Source organism: Nocardia coffeae, assembly GCF_019890715.1.
In the GTDB taxonomy this organism is placed as follows: Bacteria; Actinomycetota; Actinomycetes; order Mycobacteriales; family Mycobacteriaceae; genus Nocardia; species Nocardia jiangxiensis.
Map to the genome: position 1 here is coordinate 960,333 of NZ_JAINZY010000002.1, position 17,714 is coordinate 978,046.

15 protein-coding genes are annotated in these 17,714 nt (G+C 68.0%); 9 read left to right on the forward strand and 6 right to left on the reverse strand.

Going from position 1 to position 17,714, the window contains the following annotated elements:
* The first annotated feature begins 20 nt into the window (after positions 1-20).
* From K7711_RS13495 to K7711_RS13515, 5 genes are all read left to right on the forward strand, one after another.
* Positions 21-869 (forward strand): mycofactocin-coupled SDR family oxidoreductase, encoded by an 849-nt coding sequence (locus K7711_RS13495; protein WP_222969132.1) that lies wholly within the window; start codon positions 21-23, stop codon positions 867-869.
* Between the two features lie 122 nt (positions 870-991).
* Positions 992-2,170 carry a thiolase family protein gene (locus K7711_RS13500; RefSeq protein WP_222969135.1) on the forward strand — a complete coding sequence of 393 codons (1,179 nt, stop codon included), beginning with the start codon at positions 992-994 and terminating at the stop codon, positions 2,168-2,170.
* A gap of 1 nt (position 2,171) precedes the next feature.
* Positions 2,172-2,933, forward strand: coding sequence for a crotonase/enoyl-CoA hydratase family protein (locus tag K7711_RS13505; RefSeq protein ID WP_222969137.1), 762 nt, complete (start codon positions 2,172-2,174; stop codon positions 2,931-2,933).
* 68 nt (positions 2,934-3,001) lie between these two features.
* A complete protein-coding gene (locus K7711_RS13510) occupies positions 3,002-3,772 on the forward strand; it encodes an SDR family NAD(P)-dependent oxidoreductase (protein ID WP_222969139.1) in 771 nt (256 codons plus the stop codon).
* Positions 3,773-3,970: 198 nt separating this feature from the next.
* A complete protein-coding gene (locus K7711_RS13515) occupies positions 3,971-5,578 on the forward strand; it encodes an AMP-binding protein (RefSeq protein ID WP_222969141.1) in 1,608 nt (535 codons plus the stop codon).
* Positions 5,579-5,629: 51 nt separating this feature from the next.
* Here the strand turns inward: K7711_RS13515 and K7711_RS13520 are convergent, their stop codons facing one another.
* From K7711_RS13520 to K7711_RS13535, 4 genes are read right to left on the reverse strand one after another with little or no spacing between them, the layout of a single operon-like run.
* Entirely contained in the window at positions 5,630-6,439 is an 810-nt protein-coding gene (locus tag K7711_RS13520) for an HpcH/HpaI aldolase/citrate lyase family protein (RefSeq protein ID WP_222969144.1), read from the reverse strand.
* Positions 6,439-7,593 (reverse strand): acyl-CoA dehydrogenase family protein, encoded by a 1,155-nt coding sequence (locus K7711_RS13525; RefSeq protein ID WP_222969146.1) that lies wholly within the window; start codon positions 7,591-7,593, stop codon positions 6,439-6,441. The genes K7711_RS13520 and K7711_RS13525 overlap by 1 nt, the downstream gene beginning before the upstream one ends.
* A gap of 31 nt (positions 7,594-7,624) precedes the next feature.
* A complete protein-coding gene (locus tag K7711_RS13530; protein ID WP_222969148.1) occupies positions 7,625-8,818 on the reverse strand; it encodes a CaiB/BaiF CoA transferase family protein in 1,194 nt (397 codons plus the stop codon).
* A gap of 13 nt (positions 8,819-8,831) precedes the next feature.
* Positions 8,832-9,692 (reverse strand): HTD2 family dehydratase, encoded by an 861-nt coding sequence (locus K7711_RS13535; protein ID WP_222969150.1) that lies wholly within the window; start codon positions 9,690-9,692, stop codon positions 8,832-8,834.
* Between the two features lie 103 nt (positions 9,693-9,795).
* On the opposite strand from K7711_RS13535, the gene K7711_RS13540 reads away from it, so the two are divergent.
* Positions 9,796-10,683, forward strand: a complete 888-nt coding sequence (locus K7711_RS13540; protein ID WP_222969152.1) for a LysR family transcriptional regulator — start codon at positions 9,796-9,798, stop codon at positions 10,681-10,683.
* Between the two features lie 194 nt (positions 10,684-10,877).
* Here the strand turns inward: K7711_RS13540 and K7711_RS13545 are convergent, their stop codons facing one another.
* Entirely contained in the window at positions 10,878-12,212 is a 1,335-nt protein-coding gene (locus K7711_RS13545) for a family 1 glycosylhydrolase (protein ID WP_222969155.1), read from the reverse strand.
* A gap of 163 nt (positions 12,213-12,375) precedes the next feature.
* Here K7711_RS13545 and K7711_RS13550 point away from each other — a divergent pair, with 163 nt between their 5' ends.
* Complete coding sequence (locus K7711_RS13550) at positions 12,376-14,652, forward strand: molybdopterin-dependent oxidoreductase (protein WP_222969157.1); 2,277 nt, start codon at positions 12,376-12,378, stop codon at positions 14,650-14,652.
* A gap of 80 nt (positions 14,653-14,732) precedes the next feature.
* On the forward strand, positions 14,733-15,776 hold the full coding sequence (gene mgrA / locus K7711_RS13555; RefSeq protein ID WP_222969159.1) for an L-glyceraldehyde 3-phosphate reductase: 1,044 nt from the start codon (positions 14,733-14,735) through the stop codon (positions 15,774-15,776).
* A 51-nt stretch (positions 15,777-15,827) separates the two neighbouring features.
* Here mgrA and K7711_RS13560 read toward each other — a convergent pair whose 3' ends face one another.
* Positions 15,828-16,418: a TetR/AcrR family transcriptional regulator gene (locus K7711_RS13560; RefSeq protein ID WP_308014706.1), complete on the reverse strand. Its 591-nt coding sequence runs from the start codon at positions 16,416-16,418 to the stop codon at positions 15,828-15,830.
* Positions 16,419-16,519: 101 nt separating this feature from the next.
* Between K7711_RS13560 and K7711_RS13565 the strand changes: the two genes are divergently transcribed.
* Positions 16,520-17,659 carry a zinc-dependent alcohol dehydrogenase gene (locus K7711_RS13565; RefSeq protein ID WP_222969163.1) on the forward strand — a complete coding sequence of 380 codons (1,140 nt, stop codon included), beginning with the start codon at positions 16,520-16,522 and terminating at the stop codon, positions 17,657-17,659.
* The last annotated feature ends 55 nt before the right edge of the window (positions 17,660-17,714 follow it).

Here is a 17,714-nt window from a genome sequence, read left to right on the forward strand (position 1 = left end):
TGAGGAAAAGGATGTCACCCGTGGGAAAATTGGATGGCAAGGTAGCGGTGATCTCCGGTGCCGCACGCGGGCAAGGCCGCTCGCACGCGGTGCATCTCGCGGCCGAGGGGGCGAGCATCATCGCCCTGGATCTGTGCGCGGACCTCGACGGCAACACCTATCCGCTGTCCCGGCCCGAGGATCTGGACGAAACCGTCCGCCTGGTCGAAAAGCACGGCGTGCGAGCCCATCCCGTCATCGTGGACGTGCGCGAACGCAGCGCGGTCTGGACCTGCATCGCCGACGGGGTGCGGGCGCTGGGACGCCTGGACATCGTCGTCGCGAACGCCGGTATCGCGCCCCTGGGCAAGGGACAGAGCATGCAGTCCTGGTCGGACACGATCGACACCGATCTCGCGGGGGTGTTCAACGTCATCCAGGGCAGCCTGCCGCACCTGGGTGCGGGCGGGGCCATCATCGCGACCGGATCGCTGGCAGCGCAACTGGGCAGCTCCACCAAGCAGGGTCCCGGCGGGTCGGCCTACAGCTTCGCGAAACAGGTTGTCGCACACTACGTCAACGACCTGTCGATCCAGCTGGCCAAGCAGTCGATTCGGGTCAACGCCGTGCACCCGACCAACGTGAACACCGACATGCTGCACAACGAGGGCATGTATCAGGTGTTCCGCCCGGACAAGACCTCGCCCACCCGGGAGGAGGCCGAGCCCGCGTTCCATGCGATGCAGGCCATGCCGATCCCGTACATCGAACCGCAGGACGTATCGGATCTCGTCGTCTTCCTGGCGAGCGACCGGGCGCGCTACATCACCGGCAGCCAATTGCGGGTGGACGCAGGCGGTTACGTCAAGGCCGTCCCGTGGGGCAAGTGAGAAGAATGATCGAGGTCGAACCATGACGGTGCTATACCGTACTTGTTACAGTAATTCGTACTAACAGTGTTGGCTCGCCGCGCCCGAGTGGTGCGGCACGAGTGGTGCAGAGGTTGAGAGGTATGGCGAAACCCGTCATCGTGAGTGCGGTCCGGACCGCGATCGGACGATCCTTCAAAGGGGCGCTCGCGAATGTGCCCGCGGAGACATTGGCGACCACCGTCCTGCCGGAGGCCGTGCGCCGGGCAGGTATCGATCCGACGGTGGTCGACGACGTCATCCTGGCCGAATTGAACTACGGCGGCGGTGATCTGGCGCGACACGCGGCCGTGGCCTGCGGCATGGAGACCGTCCCCGGACAGGCCGTGAACCGGCACTGCACCGGCAGTCTCACCGCGATCGCCAACGGTGCGGCGCACATCGTCTCGGAGATGGAGCGGGTGATCGTCGCCGGTGGCGTGCAGTCGCTGTCGACCGCGCCGCTGATGAAGTGGCGGGTGCCCGGGAAGGCCGAGCTGGAATTCGTCGAGCCGTGGATGCCGCCCTCGCACCCCGAGACGCCCGACGCGCCGACCCTGGACATGGCGATCACCGTCGGGTGGAACACCGCGAAGAAGGCCGGGATCTCGCGCGAGGAGATGGATGCCTGGGCGCTGCGGTCGCATCAGCGTGCCATCGCCGCGATCGACGCGGGCAAATTCCTGGACGAGATCGTCCCGATTAAGGTCCAGCAGCTCGACGGTTCGGTGGTCGACTTCGCGGTGGACGAATTCCCCCGGCGAGGAACGACTCTGGAGCGGCTGGCCGCACTGCCGGTGCTGCATCCGGAGATCGAGGGCTTCTCGATCACCGCGGGCAACAGCAGCGGAATCAACGATGCCGGCGCCGCGGTCACGGTGGTCGGTGACGACTTCGCCGCCGCGGAGGGGCTCGAGGTGATGGGTACCGTGCGAGCCTGGGCCAATGCCGCGATGACCCCCGCGGACAACGGCTTGGCAGCGGGCAAGGTGATCGGCAAGATCCTGGATCGCGCGGGCTTGAAGGTCTCGGACGTGGCGCTGTGGGAGATCAACGAGGCGTTCGCCTCGGTGCCGATCGCGGCCTGTCGCGAGCACGGGATCGACGAGGAACTGGTGAACTTCTCGGGCAGCGGATGCAGTCTCGGACACCCGATTTCGGCCTCGGGCGCGCGCATGGTGACCACGCTGCTGTACGAGCTGCGCCGTCGCGGCGGCGGCATCGGCATCGCGGCGATGTGTGCCGGTGGCGGCCAGGGTGGCGCACTCGTGGTGGAGGTCTGAGATGTCCGATGAAGTGCTGCGCGAACGCCGCGGGCGCACGCTGGTGATCACGATCAACCGGCCCGAGGCGCGCAATGCGATCAACACCGCGGTCAGCCAGGGGCTGGCCGATGCGATCGACGAACTCGACGAGAGTCCCGAACTCTCGGTCGCCGTGCTGACCGGTGCGGGCGGAAATTTCTGCGCGGGAATGGATCTGAAGGCGTTCACCGCGGGCGAGGTGGTGATCGTGCCCGGTCGCGGACTCGGTTTCACCGAACGTCCACCGGTCAAGCCGATCATCGCGGCGGTCGAAGGGTACGCCCTGGCCGGTGGCACCGAGCTGGTGCTCGCGACGGATCTCATCGTGGCCTCGCGCACCGCGAAATTCGGTATCCCCGAGGTCAAACGGGGCCTGGTCGCCGCGGGCGGCGGATTGCTGCGGTTGCAACATCGCATCCCGTATCAGAAGGCGATGGAACTGGCACTGACCGGCGAGAGCTTCACCGCCGAGGCGGCCGCGGGCTACGGCCTGGTGAACGAGCTGACCGAACCCGGTGCGGCACTGGAGAAATCGCTGGCGCTGGCCGAGCGGATCACCGCCAACGGCCCGCTCGCGGTGGCCAAAACCAAAGAGGTCCTGGTCAAGTCGAGCGACTGGTCCACCGAGGAGATGTGGCGCAAACAGCTCGAACTCGTCATCCCGGTCTTCCAGTCCAAGGACGCGCAGGAGGGCGCGACGGCATTCGCGCAGAAGCGCAAGCCCGAATGGACCGGTACATAAGGGTTTTCGTTCGGCCGCCGCGGCGGCCGCCTCACCCGGACAAATGATCATGAAAGTCAGGAGACGCTGTGTCGTTCGAAGGTGAAGTCGTAGTGGTGACCGGTGGCGCCGGTGGATTGGGTGCGGCCACGGTGCGTCGCCTGCACGGCGCCGGAGCCGCGGTCCTCATCGGCGATGTCAACGACGAGAAAGGCAAGGAACTGGCCGACGAGCTCGGCAACAAGGTGGCCTACGCGCACACCGACGTACTCGACGAGGACGCCATCGCGGCCAGCCTGGCCAAGGCCGACGAGCTGGGTGTGCCGCGGTACGTGGTGATCGCGCACGGCGGCTTCGGAGTCCTGGAGAGGGTGGTCAACCGAGACGGCAGCCCGCACACCTTCAAGGGTTTCACCGATACGATCGGGTTGTATCTCAGCGGCACCTTCAACGTGTTGCGCGTCGCCGCGGCCCGGATCGCGACACTGGATCCGAAGGCGAACGGTGAACGCGGCGCGATCGTGATGACCAGTTCGATCGCCGGGTACGAGGGCCAGATCGGTCAGTCCGCCTACGCGGCGGCCAAGGGCGGGGTGATCGGGCTGACCCTGCCGGGCGCCCGGGACCTGAGCTCGGTGGGCATCCGGCTCAACACCATCGCGCCCGGCACCATGCGCACGCCCCTGATGGAATTCCTCGGCGAGGAGAAACTCGCGAAATTCGCTGCCGCCGTGCCGTTCCCGAAGCGGCTCGGCGCACCCGACGAATTCGCGTTCCTGGCCCAGCACCTGCTGGAGAACCCCTACATCAACGGTGAGGTCGTGCGGCTCGACGGAGCACAGCGGTTCCAGCCGCGATGAGCGCGAGGGAGGCTGCCCAGCGCGTCGCGGCGAACCCGGTCGGGGGCCACCACGATGCGCGGCAGTCTCCGGTCGGTTCGACGCCGGTGTTCGGAGCCGACGCTCACGATGCGGTGACCGACAGGGATACAGCAGCGTTATCTACCAGAGAACGGTCAGGTCCGCCCGTCGCGGCGGCCGTGGGAGATCGGGGCGGCGTTGAGCGAATGGAGGATAGGGGCCGTGTTCGACGCGGTAGCCGAGGCCGTCCCGGATCGAACGATGACCGTCTGCGGTTCTCGCAGGAGCACTTTCGGTGAATCGGCACAGCGCGCCCGGCGGTTCGCCGACTTCCTGGCCGAGCGCGGTTTCGGCGCGCACACGCCGCGCGAGAAACTGCAGCGCTGGGAGTGCGGCCAGGACCGCGTCGCGCTGCTCATGCGCAACGACCTGTATCTCGAGACGCTGATCGGCTGCGTGCAGGCCCGGGTCGTCCCGGTGAACATCAACTACCACTACACCGCGCGTGAGATTCGCGAGCTGCTGGGCTGTATCCGGCCGCGCGGCATCGTCTTTCACCGTTCCTTCGGGCCGGTGGTCGCCGAGGCCGCGCCGGCGGGAGTGGAGCTGCTGGTCTCGATCGAGGACGGTGATGATGCCGCCGCGCCGGAGGGGACGGTGCCATTGGAGACCGCGATCGCTCTCGGGAGCGCCGAGCGGGTGGTCGCGCCGAGCCCCGACGACGTGATCATGCTGTGCACCGGCGGGACCACCGGACGTCCCAAGGGGGTGCTGTGGCGGCAGAGCGATCTGTACGTGTCGGCGATGAACGGCGCCGATCACGAATCCGCCGCGCCGCTGCGCGAACTCGCGCACGCGACCGGGCAGGTGTGGTTCGCGGTGTCGCCACTGTCACATGCCGCCGGGATCATGACCGCGTTCGCGGGCCTGCTGGCCGGGCAGACGATCGTGTTGTACGACGATCGCGAATCCTTCGATCCCCGTACCGCACTCGAGGTCGCGCAGCGTGAGCGTGCGGCGTTGATGACGATCGTCGGCGACGCGTATGCGGGCCCGCTGGTGCGCGAATTGCGTAGTGGCCGTTACGATCTGTCGTCGCTGTTCGTCATCGGGACCGGGGGAGCGGCGACCAATGCGCAGCACCGGCGCGAGTTGCTGGAACTGTTGCCGCACGTGATGGTCGTGGAGGGGTACGGCGCCTCGGAGACCGGCGGTATGGCCTACGGGCGCAGCCGTCGCGGCGCCGAGGTCGACACCTTCGATCCGGGGCCGGGTGCGACCGCGGTCTCGCACGATCGCAGCCGTTTCCTCGAACCCGGCGACGGCGAGATCGGCTGGGCGGCAAGGACGGGCCGGGTTCCGCTCGGCTACTTCGACGACCGCGAGACCACCGAGCGCACCTTCCCGGAGATCGACGGACAGCGCATGGCCATCCCCGGCGACCGCGCGAGCGTGGCCGCCGATGGCACCCTGCGATTCCTGGGCCGCGACTCGCTGGTGATCAACACCGGCGGCGAAAAGGTTTTCGTGGAGGAGGTCGAGGAGGTGCTGCGGGCACATCCGCGGATCGCCGACGCGCTGGTGGTGGGGCGGGCCAGCGCGCGCTGGGGGCAGGAGGTCGTGGCCCTGGTGTGCCCGCAGCCGGAGGCGGAACTCACCGCGGCGGCGCTGCGTCGGGTGTGCAAACTCGAGCTGGCCGGATTCAAGGTGCCGAAGGAATTCGTGTTCGTGACCGAGATCCGGCGCTTGGGCAACGGCAAGCCGGACTACCGCTGGGCCGCGAAGCGGGTGTCGCAGGAGGGCTGAACCAGCGTGAGTGTATGGGTCCGTCCCATCGATCGTATTGGGTTTGTGGCACTACCGGAGCCGCCGCAGGACACCGCGGGCGTGGGTGAGTACGGGTGCGTCGACCATGCGGCCTTCGAAGGTGAAGACCCCGCTGTGTGCCTCGGCTTCGGCGAGAACGTCTTGCGCCCAGCGGATCTCGTCGTCCGAGGGGCGGAACGCGGACCGCACGACCGCGACCTGCGTCGGGTGAATGCAGGCCTTGGCGGTATAGCCGGAGGCGGCCGCGGTGGCGCTGTCCGCCGTGAGGGTGTCCAGGTCGGCGATATCTACCAGCACGGTATCGATCGGTGGCACCCCGTTCGCGCGGGCGGCATAGAGTATCTGGGTTCGGGCGTGCACGGCCTCGGGGCGGTAACCGCCGTCCGCTGCCCGCCCGCGGTCAGCGCCGAGGTCCGCGACGAGATCCTCGCTGCCCCACATCATCCCGACGCAGTTGCGTGACGCGGCGATCTCGGGAGCGCGGAGAATCCCGCGGGCGGTTTCGCACAGCGCGACGACCGGGTGCGCGATCGACTCGACTGCCGCCGCGGAGACGGTCATCGGGAGCATCACCACGACGTTCGGGAACGGGGCGAGCGCCGCGAGATCATCTTCGTGCCACGGGGTTTCGAGGGCGTTGACCCGGACCAGCACGGCCTCGTGGTCGAGACGTCCCAGCGCCTCGACCACGTGTTTGCGAGCGAGGTCCTTGTGCTGCGGACCGACGGCGTCCTCGAGGTCGAGGATCACCGAGTCGGCCGCGGCGAGCGCCTTGTCGAACCGGTCCGGCCGGTCACCGGGGCAGAACAGCAGTGCCGGACCGCGCACGTGTGCGGGCATCAGTCGAGCCCGCCGCGTTTGACCAGCTGCGCGGCGATCACGTTGCGCTGGATCTCGTTGGTGCCTTCGCCGACGATCATCAGCGGTGCATCGCGGAAGTAGCGCTCGACGTCGAACTCGGTGGAATAGCCGTAGCCGCCGTGGATCCGCACCGCGTCGAGCGCGATCTCCATCGCGGTCTCGGAGGCGAACAGCTTCGCCATCCCGGCCTCCATGTCGCATCGCTCACCGGCGTCGAACTTCTCCGCGGCGAACAGGATCAGCTGGCGCGCCGCGGTCAGTTTGGTGGCCATGTCCGCCAGGTAGTTCCCGATGGACTGGTGCTGCCAGATCGGCTTGCCGAACGATTCGCGCTCCTGGGCGTAACGCAACGCATCGTCGAATGCCGCCTGCCCCACGCCCAGAGCCCGGGAGGCGACCTGAATGCGGCCGGTCTCGAGCCCTTTCATCATCTGCGCGAACCCCTTGCCCTCGACGCCGCCCAGCACCGAGGAGGCGGGCACCCGCATGTCGTCGAAGACCAGCTCGCACGTCTCCACGCCCTTGTACCCGAGCTTGGACAGGTCTTTGGACACCGTCAGGCCCGGTCCGTGCTCCACGAGCAGTACCGAGACGCCCTTGTGGCGGGGTTCGGCTTTCGGGTCGGTCTTGCACAGCAGGGCGATCAGCCCGGAGCGGCGGGCGTTGGAGATCCAGGTCTTGGTCCCGTTGATCACGTAGGAGTCACCGTCGAGGCGGGCGTGGGTGGACATCGCCTGCAGGTCCGACCCGCCGCCGGGTTCGGTGAGCGCCATGGTCGCACGCAGCTCCCCGGTCGCCATTCGCGGCAGGTACCTGTCCTTCTGCTCCTGAGTGCCGAAGGCCAGCAGTAGTTTCGCGACGACGGTGTGCCCGCCCATCGCCCCGGCCAGTGACATCCAGCCCCGGGCCAGCTCGGCGGTGACCAGTGCATAGCAGGGCATGGAGACGGGCGCCTCGCCCCAGGGTTCCGGGATCGCGAGGCCGTAGATGCCGAGCGCCTTCATCTTCTCGATGATCTTCTCGGGGTATTCGTTCGCGTGCTCCAGTTGCTGGACAACGGGTTTCACCTCGCGATCGACGAACTCTCGGACGGTATCGACGACGTACCGTTCCTCGCTGCTCAGCGTGCTCATGGTGGTGTCCTTTCGAAAGGGTCGGGAAGGTTCAGACGACGGCGCGGTCGTGCAGGTCGGCGAGGTCGGCGGCGGAGCGGCCGAGTTCGCGCAGGATGGTGTCGGTGTGCTCGCCCAGTGCGGGGACCGCGCCCATCACCGGCTCGACGTCGGCGAGATCGGCCGGGGGCCGCAGGGCTGCGACGACGCCGCCGGGTACGGCGACCTCGTGCCACCGCCCGCGCTCGGCGAGCACCGGGTGGTCGAGGAACTCCTCGATCCGGTTGAGGCCGGCGTTGGCCACACCGGCCTCGTCGAGCAGAGCCGCGGCGGCCGTGGTCGTTACCGTCTTCAGTGTGCGGCCGATCAGTTCGTTCAGTTCCGCGCGATGGGCCACCCGCGCCGAATTGGAGGCGAAGCGAGGATCGGTTGCGACGGCCGGATCGCCGAGCACGACCGTGCACAGCGCGTGCCACTCGCGGTCGTTCTGCACGGCCAGCAGCAGGCTGCCGTCCGCGGTGTCATAGGGGCCGTACGGGGCGATGGTGGCATGCTGCGCGCCGACGCGGGCGGGCTGCCGACCGCCGTAGCGGGTGTAATACGCGGGCGCGCCCATCCATTCCGCGAGCGCCTCGAACAGAGACACCTCCACCGCGGACACCAGCCCGGTCGTGGCGCGACGCAGCAGAGCGGTGAGGATGCCGGAGTACGCGTACATGCCGGCGGCGATGTCGGCCACCGAGATCCCGGCCTTGGCCATCTCGTCCGCGGTCCCGGTGATCGAGAGCAGCCCGGTCTCGCACTGCACGAGCAGGTCGTAGGCCTTGCGGTCCGCCCAGGGACCGCTGGTGCCCCAGCCGGACACCGTGCAGGGGATGACCCGGGGGTGGCTCCGCGCGAGCGAGGCCGCGTCCACACCGAGCCGTTCCGCCGCGCCGGGGCCGAGATTCTGCACGAGGACGTCCGCGCGGTCGAGCAACTCGCCCAGCACCGCGTGTCCGTCCGGGGATTTGACGTCGAGGGTGATCGACTCCTTGCCGCGGTTGAGCCAGACGAAATAGCTGGAGTTCCCGTGCACGGCTTCGTCGTAGCCGCGGGCGAAGTCGCCGGAACCCGGGCGCTCGACCTTGATCACGCGAGCACCGAGGTCGGCGAGCTGGCGGGTGGCGAACGGGGCGGCCACGGCTTGCTCCAGGCTCACCACGGTGAGGCCGTGCAGCGGCGGGGGAGCGGCCTGGGATGTCATCGGGTCCGGCCTTTCAGACGAGGTGGATCGAGGCGGTCAGCGACGGCGTGGCACCCTGCGCGGCGACGGTGACCTCCAGCTCGTCGCCGTCGCGGGAGCCCGCGGCCACCACCGTTGCCGGTACGAAAGCGGGCCGGACGAGCCGGTAGGAGATGCTGCGCACGCGAGCGTCGTGCACGCGCGGCAGCTCCAGCGCGAGCAGGGCGAGCAGCGGCCCGTGCACGACGAGGTCCGGGTAGCCCTCCACGCCGGTCACGTACGGCCGGTCGTAGTGGATGCGGTGCCCGTTGTAGGTGAGCCCGCTGAAGCGGGCGAGCAGCACCGGATCGGTGACCAGACTGCGCCGCCACGCTCCGGCCGGTTCGGGCTCGTCGCCGTCCGGCCTGGGCATCGTCCGCGGTGGCGTGCCCGCCGGCTCTGACCGGTACACGATGTCCTGCTCCTCGCGGGCGACCGGTTCGCCGTCCGCCGCGAGCTCGTGGCGGACGGTCACGAATGCCATCTCCCCGGTTCGTCCGGTCTTGAGGTTCACCTCGGCCACCGCAGAGCGGGCGGACAGCTCGCAGCCGTGCGGGATGGGGGCCCACTGTTCGAAGCGACCACCCGCGAACATCCGGCGGCGGCCCGGAATCGGCGGCAGGAACGGTCCGTCGGCCGGGTGCCCGTCCTCGCCGATCTCGGCCTGCGCGGGGTGCTCGATCAGGGTGAACCAGTGCCACAGCGGGGGCAGCTCGTCCGCCGGAGCGGGGGCATCGAGCAGCGCGGCGAAGGCCGCGGACTGCCAGGGGTCGACGCGCCGGGCGGATTCGAGGATCGGTGGGCGCCAGTCCCGCAGGGCTGCGGCGAGGATGCCCTCGGTGTCCGGTGTGGGCATGCTGGTTCCTCCGTCGGTCGACTTCAGCGGCGTTCTTGAATCGTGCCCCAGCAACCGTGATACGTGAAATGAAACATTTTCATCGTCTCGATACGATCGACGCATGAACACCGAGGATCTGGAGTGGTTCGTGGCGCTGGCGGAGACGTCGCACATGACGCAGGCGGCCGAGCGGCTGAACATCACCCAGCCCACCCTGTCGCGCAGCCTCGCGCGGCTGGAGCACGAGATCGGGGCGCCGCTGTTCGACCGCGTCAATCGACGTCTGCGGCTGAACCCGTCCGGTGAGGTGCTGCTCCGGCACACGCGGCGCAGCCTGCTCGAACTTCGCACCGCGACCGAGCACATCCGGGTGCTGCGGGATCCGGAGCACGGTACGGTCCGGCTCGGATTCTTGCACTCGGTGGCGACCTGGTTGGCGCCGGAGGTGATCCGCGGGTTCCGGGCGCGGGCGCCGCAGGTGCAGTTCACCTTGACGCAGGCGGCCACGTACGAGCTGGAGGCGCTGGTCACCGACGGCGTCGTGGATCTGGCCGTGACCGGCCCGCGTCCGGACTCCCGGGATCTGGCCTGGCACACGATCCACACCGAGCAACTGTGCCTGGTCGTGCCGCGCGGCCACCGGCTCGCCGGCAAGGACAGCGTCGAGATCGCCGAGGCCGCGGGTGAGCCGTTCATCCTGCTGGGCCCGGACTTCGGCCTGCGCAGACTGACCGAGGACCTGCTCGCCCGTGTCGGCGAGCAGCCGGAGATCGCCTTCGAGAGCGCCGAGATCGCAACCATGGAGAGCCTGGCCGCGGCCGGGCTCGGCGTCACCGTCGTACCCCGGCCGCGCCCGCACCGAGCCGACCCGAATGCGGTCTACCTCCCCCTCACCGACCCCGCCGCGCACCGGGTGCTCGGGCTCGTGTGGCGCGCGGACCAGCCCGAGTCCCCGGTGGTGGACCGCTTCCGGGCCTTCGTCGTGTCCGAGGAATGGTCCGCTCTGTGAGCTGAGCCGGACTGTCGAAGGTTGTCGGACGCCCGCTCGGACCTCGAGGGGCGGATGATCCTGCTGAGTCATGGGCGGCTCCGGCCAGGAAGCGCCCGGCCACCACGGTCCAGCATGAATGCGCGGAAGGCGCAGGCGCGCAGGGGGTTTCGTCAGTCGTGGTGCGGTGACCACAGCAGCAAACCATGAACGTCTCAGTGCGGCAGCGTGACCGGGTCGACGCAGCTGGTGGGGGCATCGCCGAGGGCGCAGGCTGCCGGGGCGCGAGTGGGCCGGTATCCGGCGGGGACGCCCCCGGCGCGGGTGATCGCCGAATAGGCGGGCACGGCGTCCGTGGGCCGTCGGGTCAGTGCCGGATCGGTGAGTACGTCGACGGTGTAGAGGCCGAAACGCGGTGCGTAACTGCCCCATTCGTAGTTGTCGGTGATGCTCCAGTAGTTGTAGCCGATCAGCGGCATGCCGTCGGCCTTGGCGCGCTGGAGCCAGTAGACGGTGTCGCGCAGGTCGTCGGCACGGGTGTAGTGGTCCGCGCGGGGTTGCCCGTTGTAGGTGGGCATGCCGTTCTCGACGATGTACAGCGGCTTGCCGGGGAATCGGCGCGCATAGTATTCCAGCGCGTAGTAGATCCCTTCGGGCTGCAGCGGCTGATTCCACAGCTTCTTGAAGTCGGCGGGGGACGTGGTCAGGACCGATTGCGGGCTGTAGCCGTAGTAGTAGTCGATCCCGATGTAGTCGAGTTTGGCGGCGATGGCATCGAGCATGGGGTCGTTGACGACGGGCTCGGCGGTGCCGACGGTGTAGGCGACGTTACTGGTGACGCGTGCGCCGTGCCGGCGCTGGTGGATGTGGTCGTAGATGCTGTTGTGCGCTCGGGCGAGCTGCTGCTGCATCATCGGCACGCGGTCCGCGGCCAGGCCACCGTTGGTGAGCTCGTTGACGATGTAGAAGGCGGGTTCGTTGAAGGTGACCCAGAGCGGATTGCGGGATGCGTAGCGGTCCACCACTTTTCGAGCGTTGGTGAGCCACAGCGCGGTCATGTCGGGGTTGGCCCAGCCGCCGCGGTCCGCGACCCAGCCCGGGTACACCCAGTGGTCGAGGGTGAGCATGGGGCGCATGCCGTGTGCGGTGATGGTGTCCACGACGTGGTCGTAGAACGCGAAGCCCGCCTCGTCCCAGGTGTCCGGATGGGGCTGGATGCGGGACCATTCGATGCTGATGCGGTAGACCCGCACGCCCAGTTGTGCGGCCAGGGCGATGTCGGCCGGGTAGCGGCTGTAGAAGTCCACGGCGTTGCGGTAGGGGTCGTAGTCGGGGTTTTTCGCGACGTAGCGGGTCCAGTTGCTGTCGAGAGCGTGGCCTTCGCATTGGAATCCGGCGCTGGCGACGCCCCAGAGGAAATCGTGGCCCAAGGGCGGGAGGTTCGCCGGGGGTGCCGGGCGCGCCGCGGCGGTGACCGCGGGTCCGGCCAGGGCGGCGGCGGTGCCCGCGGCGAAGGCGGCCAGGGCGTGGCGTCGGGTGAGCGGGCGCATCGGACTCCTCGGCGTCGAGTACTGCTGATGGTCGAGCTGAAACGCTAGCCGGGACGTCGACCTTGTACTGGTCGGACGCTCCGGAGCGCTGGTCATTGTTCGCCGAACATGGTCGTGTGTCCAGTTGTGTGAATCTGTCGGTGGCGAGGTCTACCGTGAAGCCATGACGACGCATCTGACCCACTGGGGGGCATTCGAGGCGGTCAGCGATGGCGAGCGGCTGACGCGGGTCCGGCCGTGGCGCGGTGATCCTGAGCCGATGCCGTTGATCGAGAATGTCGCTTCGGCGCAACATCATCCGACGCGGATCTCTCAACCGTATGTGCGGCGCGGGTGGCTCGAGCAGGGGCCGGGCGCGCCGGGGCGCGGGGCGGATTCGTATGTGCCGGTGTCCTGGGAGCGGGCGACGGATCTGCTGGCGGGCGAATTGCGCCGGGTGTACGGCGAATTCGGGCCCGAGGCGGTCTACGGCGGGTCGTACGGATGGGCCAGTGCGGGGCGGTTCCATCACGCGCAAAGTCAGGTGCACCGATTCCTGAACTGCCTCGGCGGCTATGTGCGGCACGTGAACAGCTACAGCATGGGCACCTCGACGGTGCTGCTGCCGCATGTGCTGGCCGATCTGTATTGGCTGCTGCAACAAGGCACTTCGAAGTCGGTCCTGGCCGAGCACACCGAGTTGGTGGTCGCGTTCGGCGGGTTGTCGCCGAAGAATTCCGCGGTGACACCCGGCGGTGTGTCGCGTCATCACGCCCGCGGCTGGATCGTCGCGGCGCGGGCTCGGGGCTGCCGATTCGTCTCGGTCAGTCCACTGCGTGACGATATGCCCGACGAGGCGCAGGCGGAGTGGATCGCGCCGCGTCCGGGCAGCGACGCGGCGTTGATGCTGGCATTGGCGCAGGTACTCGATGCGGAAGGTTTGGCCGATACCGATTTCCTGGATCGATACACGGTCGGCTTCGATCGGTTCGCCCGGTATCTGCGCGGCGCCCACGACGGTGTGGTGAAGGATCCGGAGTGGGCCGCGGCGATCACCGGGGTTCCCGCGGGCCGGATTCGCGAGCTGGCCCGGGAGATGGCGGCCGCGCGCACGTTCGTCACGGTGAGCTGGTCGTTGCAGCGGGCCGAGCACGGTGAGCAGCCGGTGTGGCTGGGCGTGGTACTCGCGGCGATGCTCGGCGGGATCGGGGTGCCGGGTGGCGGATTCGGGCACGGTTACGGATCCACCAGCAGTATCGGCGAGCCCGCCCGGCAGGTGTCGGTGCCGAGGCTCCCCCAGGGAGTGAATCCGGTGCAGACCTTCATCCCGGTCGCCCGGGTCGCCGATATGCTGCTCGATCCCGGTGCGGAGTACGACTACGACGGCCGCAGGCTGGTGTATCCGGATATCCGGCTCGTGTACTGGTGCGGGGGCAATCCGTTCCATCACCATCAGAACCTGGCGCGGTTGCGGGAGGCGTTCGGCCGTCCGGACACGATCGTGGTGCACGATCCGTTCTGGACGAGCACCGCGCGACATGCCGATATCGTGTTGCCGTCCACGATGTCGGTCGAGCGGGACGATTACGGGGCAGGCGACAACGATCGCATGTTCTTCCCGATGCCCGCGCTGACCCGTCCACACGGTCAGGCGCGCGACGACTATTCGATTCTGGCGGATGTGGCCGAAAAACTGGGTATCGGTAAGGAATTCACCGAGGGACGCACCGTCGAGGAATGGCTGCGACACCTGTACGACCAGTGGCATGCCGGAGTGGGGCACACCGACGTTCCGGACTTCGAGGAGTTCTGGGCGGGAGAGGGATTCGAACTCGGGGTCACCGACGCGGAGCAGGTGGTGTTCGCCGATTTCCGCGCCGATCCCGAGGCACACCCGCTGAGTACGCCGAGCGGGCGGATCGAGATCTTCTCCGAGACCATCGACAGTTTCGGCTACGCGGACTGTCCGGGACATCCGGTCTGGATCGAGCCGCAGGAGTGGCTGGGAAGTGGTGCGGCCCAGCACTTCCCGTTGCAGTTGATCGCGAACCAGCCGCATACCAAGTTGCACAGCCAGCTCGATGTCGGTGCGCACAGCCAATCGGTGAAGGTGGCAGGTCGCGAACCGGTGCGTCTACATCCGGACGAAGCCGCCGCGCGTGGGCTGAATGCGGGAGAGGTGGTGCGCATCTTCAACGATCGCGGCAGTTGCCTGGCGGGTCTGGTCGTCTCCGATGCGGTGCAGCCCGGGATCGCGCAGCTGTCCACCGGCGCCTGGTACGACCCGGATCCGGCGGATCCGAGTTTCTGTCGGCACGGCAATCCGAACGTGCTCACCGCGGATCGGCCGTCCTCGATGCTGAGCCAGGGCTGTACGGGGCAGTTGAGTCTGGTGCAGATCGAGCCGTATCGGGAGCCGTTGCCGGAGTTGTCGGTCAGCACACCACCTCCCACGGTGTGAATGGCGGAACCAGCGCGGCATGCGCTGCCGCCGATGACGTCTCGTGCTTGAATCACTGAGCCCACCGTGAGAGGAGTCCGATGACCTACAGTGCCGAACCCACCCGCTACGACGGGACCATGCAGTTTCGGCGCACCGGGCGGTCGGGCCTGGATCTGCCGGTGCTCTCACTCGGGTTCTGGCACAACTTCGGTGATGATCGGCCGTTCTCGGTGCAGCGTGAGATCGCCTTGCGCGCATTCGATCTGGGGATCACGCATTTCGATCTGGCGAACAACTACGGCCCGCCGTACGGCTCGGCGGAGATCAATGCCGGGCGGTTGCTGCGGGAGGATCTGGCGGCGTATCGCGACGAGCTGATCGTGTCCACCAAGGCCGGGTGGGACATGTGGCCCGGCCCGTACGGACAGGGCGGCGGTTCGCGCAAATACGTGCTGGCCTCGTTGGATCAGTCGTTGTCGCGACTCGGTCTGGACTACGTCGACATCTTCTACTCGCACCGGTTCGATCCGACCACGCCGCTGGAGGAGACCGCGGCGGCGCTCGATACCGCGGTGCGGCAGGGCAAAGCGTTGTACATCGGGATCTCTTCTTATGATGCCGAGCATTCGGCGCGGATGGCGGGAATCCTGCGGGAGCTGGGCACTCCGCTGCTGATCCATCAGCCGTCGTATTCGATGCTGAATCGCTGGATCGAAACCGAGGGGCTGCTCGACACCGCCGCCGCGGAAGGCTTCGGGATCATCGGGTTCACCGCGCTGGCACAGGGGCTGCTGACCTCTCGGTACCTGGACGGTGTTCCGGCGGGATCGCGTGCGACGCAAGGCAAGTCGTTCCAGAACGAGTTGCTCACCGAGGAGATGATCGCGCGGCTGCGTGCGCTGGACGCGATCGCGTCCAGGCGCGGTCAGGGTCTGGCGCAACTGGCGCTGGTGTGGGCGTTGCGTGATCCGCGGGTGACCTCCCTGGTGATCGGCGCGTCCTCGGTGGCGCAGTTGGAGCAGAACGTCGCGGCGCTCGAGAACCGCGAATTGAGCGCGCAGGAACTGGTCGAGATCGATGCGCTGCTGGATAGGGACGGTGCGGTGGACCTGTGGCGTGACGCGCGCTCGGGGACGCTGTGAAGTTCGTTCCTTCCGGGAGGCGGTCGACGCCGTAATCGAAGGACGTCGCGGTCACGGTGTGTGGTGTGTCCGCCCGATCGCGTACTCGACGATCGTGTCGAGTTTTTCGCCGATGCGGTCCAATGCCGCGGCGCTGCGCTCGGCACGACAGATGGCGACGCTCCCTTCCACCGCGGCGACGATCAGCGTGGCGGTGCGCGCGGCATCGGCCGGATCGGCTCCGTGGGTGCGCAGTGAGGCCGTGAGCAGGTTCGTCCATCGAGTGAAAGCGGTGGCCGCTGCCTGATGTGGAGCCGCGTCCGCTTCGGCGAGGTCCTCGACCGAGACCGCCAACACGGGACAACCGGCCTGGAAATCGCTGTCCACGACGACCTTTCGCCACATCCGCAGGAAGGCGCGTAACCCCTCGACCGGTCCGTTCTCGAGTTCCCGGGCCAGCGCGGTCGCAGTGAGATCTCCGGCGAAGGTGACTGCCTCGGTGGCCAGTTGGGTCTTACCTCCGGGGAAGTAGTGGTAGGTCGATCCCAGCGGTGCGTGAGCGTACTTGGCCAACTCGCGCACACTGGTGGCGTTCAGGCCGCGCCGCCGGATCATATCGGCCGCGCCGGCCACGAGTTTCTGACGCGAATCCTGCGATTCCACCACACCCACCTCCCTGGCTATAACGATCGTCATATAGTAGCGTGCCCGAATTATAACGACTGTCATAGACGGTTCGGCAGGACCGGAAGGAGACGCGAACAATGCGTGAGCTGCAGTTCATTCGCACGGGCCGGGTGCGGTGGCGGGAACGGCCGGAGCCGGTGCTGCGCGATCCGCGGGACGCGATCGTGCGGCCCTTCGTCGCGGGCCGATGTGACGGGGACACCCTGCCGATCCATCGGCATGTGTCCCGCGCGATGCAGCTCGGCCTCCGGGTCGGTGCGATCGATCCGGTCGTGTCCGGGATCTGCGGTCCGGTGCCGTTCCGGGGGCCGTTCGGGATCGGGCACGAGTGCATCGCCGAAGTGATCGAGACCGGTTCGGACATCACCACTCTGCGTCGAGGGGACGTCGTGGTGGTCCCCTGGGCGGTCTCGTGCGGCGACTGCCGCGAATGCCGACTCGGTCTCACCGCGAAATGCTCCACCACACGCACCTCGACGTTGGCGGCATTCGGCTTCGGTGCGGCCAGTGGCCCCTGGGGCGGGATGGTCGCGGACCTGCTGCGGATTCCGTTCGCCGACCACATGTTGGTCCCGGTTCCGGCCGGTGTCGACCCACTGCGGGTCGCTGCGGCCAGTGACAACCTCGCCGACGCCTGGCGATGCGTGGTCCCGGGATTGCAGGTGCGGCCGAACGGCAGAGTCCTCGTTCTGGGTGGTGCGGCGCAGAGCATCGGACTGTACGCGGCGGGTTTGGCGGTCCGCCACGGCGCGGCGGTGGTCGACTATGTCGACCACCGCCCCGAACGGCTCCACATCGCCGAAAAGCTCGGGGCCACACCTCATGCCACGGCGTCGAAGGGCAAACTGCGCCGCAGCGACATCCCGCGCCGTGACTACGACATCGCCGTGGAAGGCACCTCCTCGGCCGCCGGAGTCGACGCCGCATTGCGCTCACTGGCCCCGGGCGGGCTGTGTCAGCCCGTCGGCTACTACCTGCCGGTCGGCACAAAAGTCCCGCTGATGCACATGTACGCCAACGACGCGACGCTGAAGATCGGCGTCTCGAACGTTCGGCCGATCCTGCCGGATCTCCTGAATTTCATTGCTCGAGAGAAGTTTCCGGCCGAGGAGGTCACCACTCTCACCGCCGAATGGGAAGACGCACCCGAAGCGTACGTGGCGCGCACGACCAAACTGGTGCTGCACCGAAATCCGCTGCATGCGGCCGCCCGTTGAGCGAGTTGTCGGCTTTCGGTACGTCGCGGCAGCCCCGCATCGGGGCCGAGCCGAC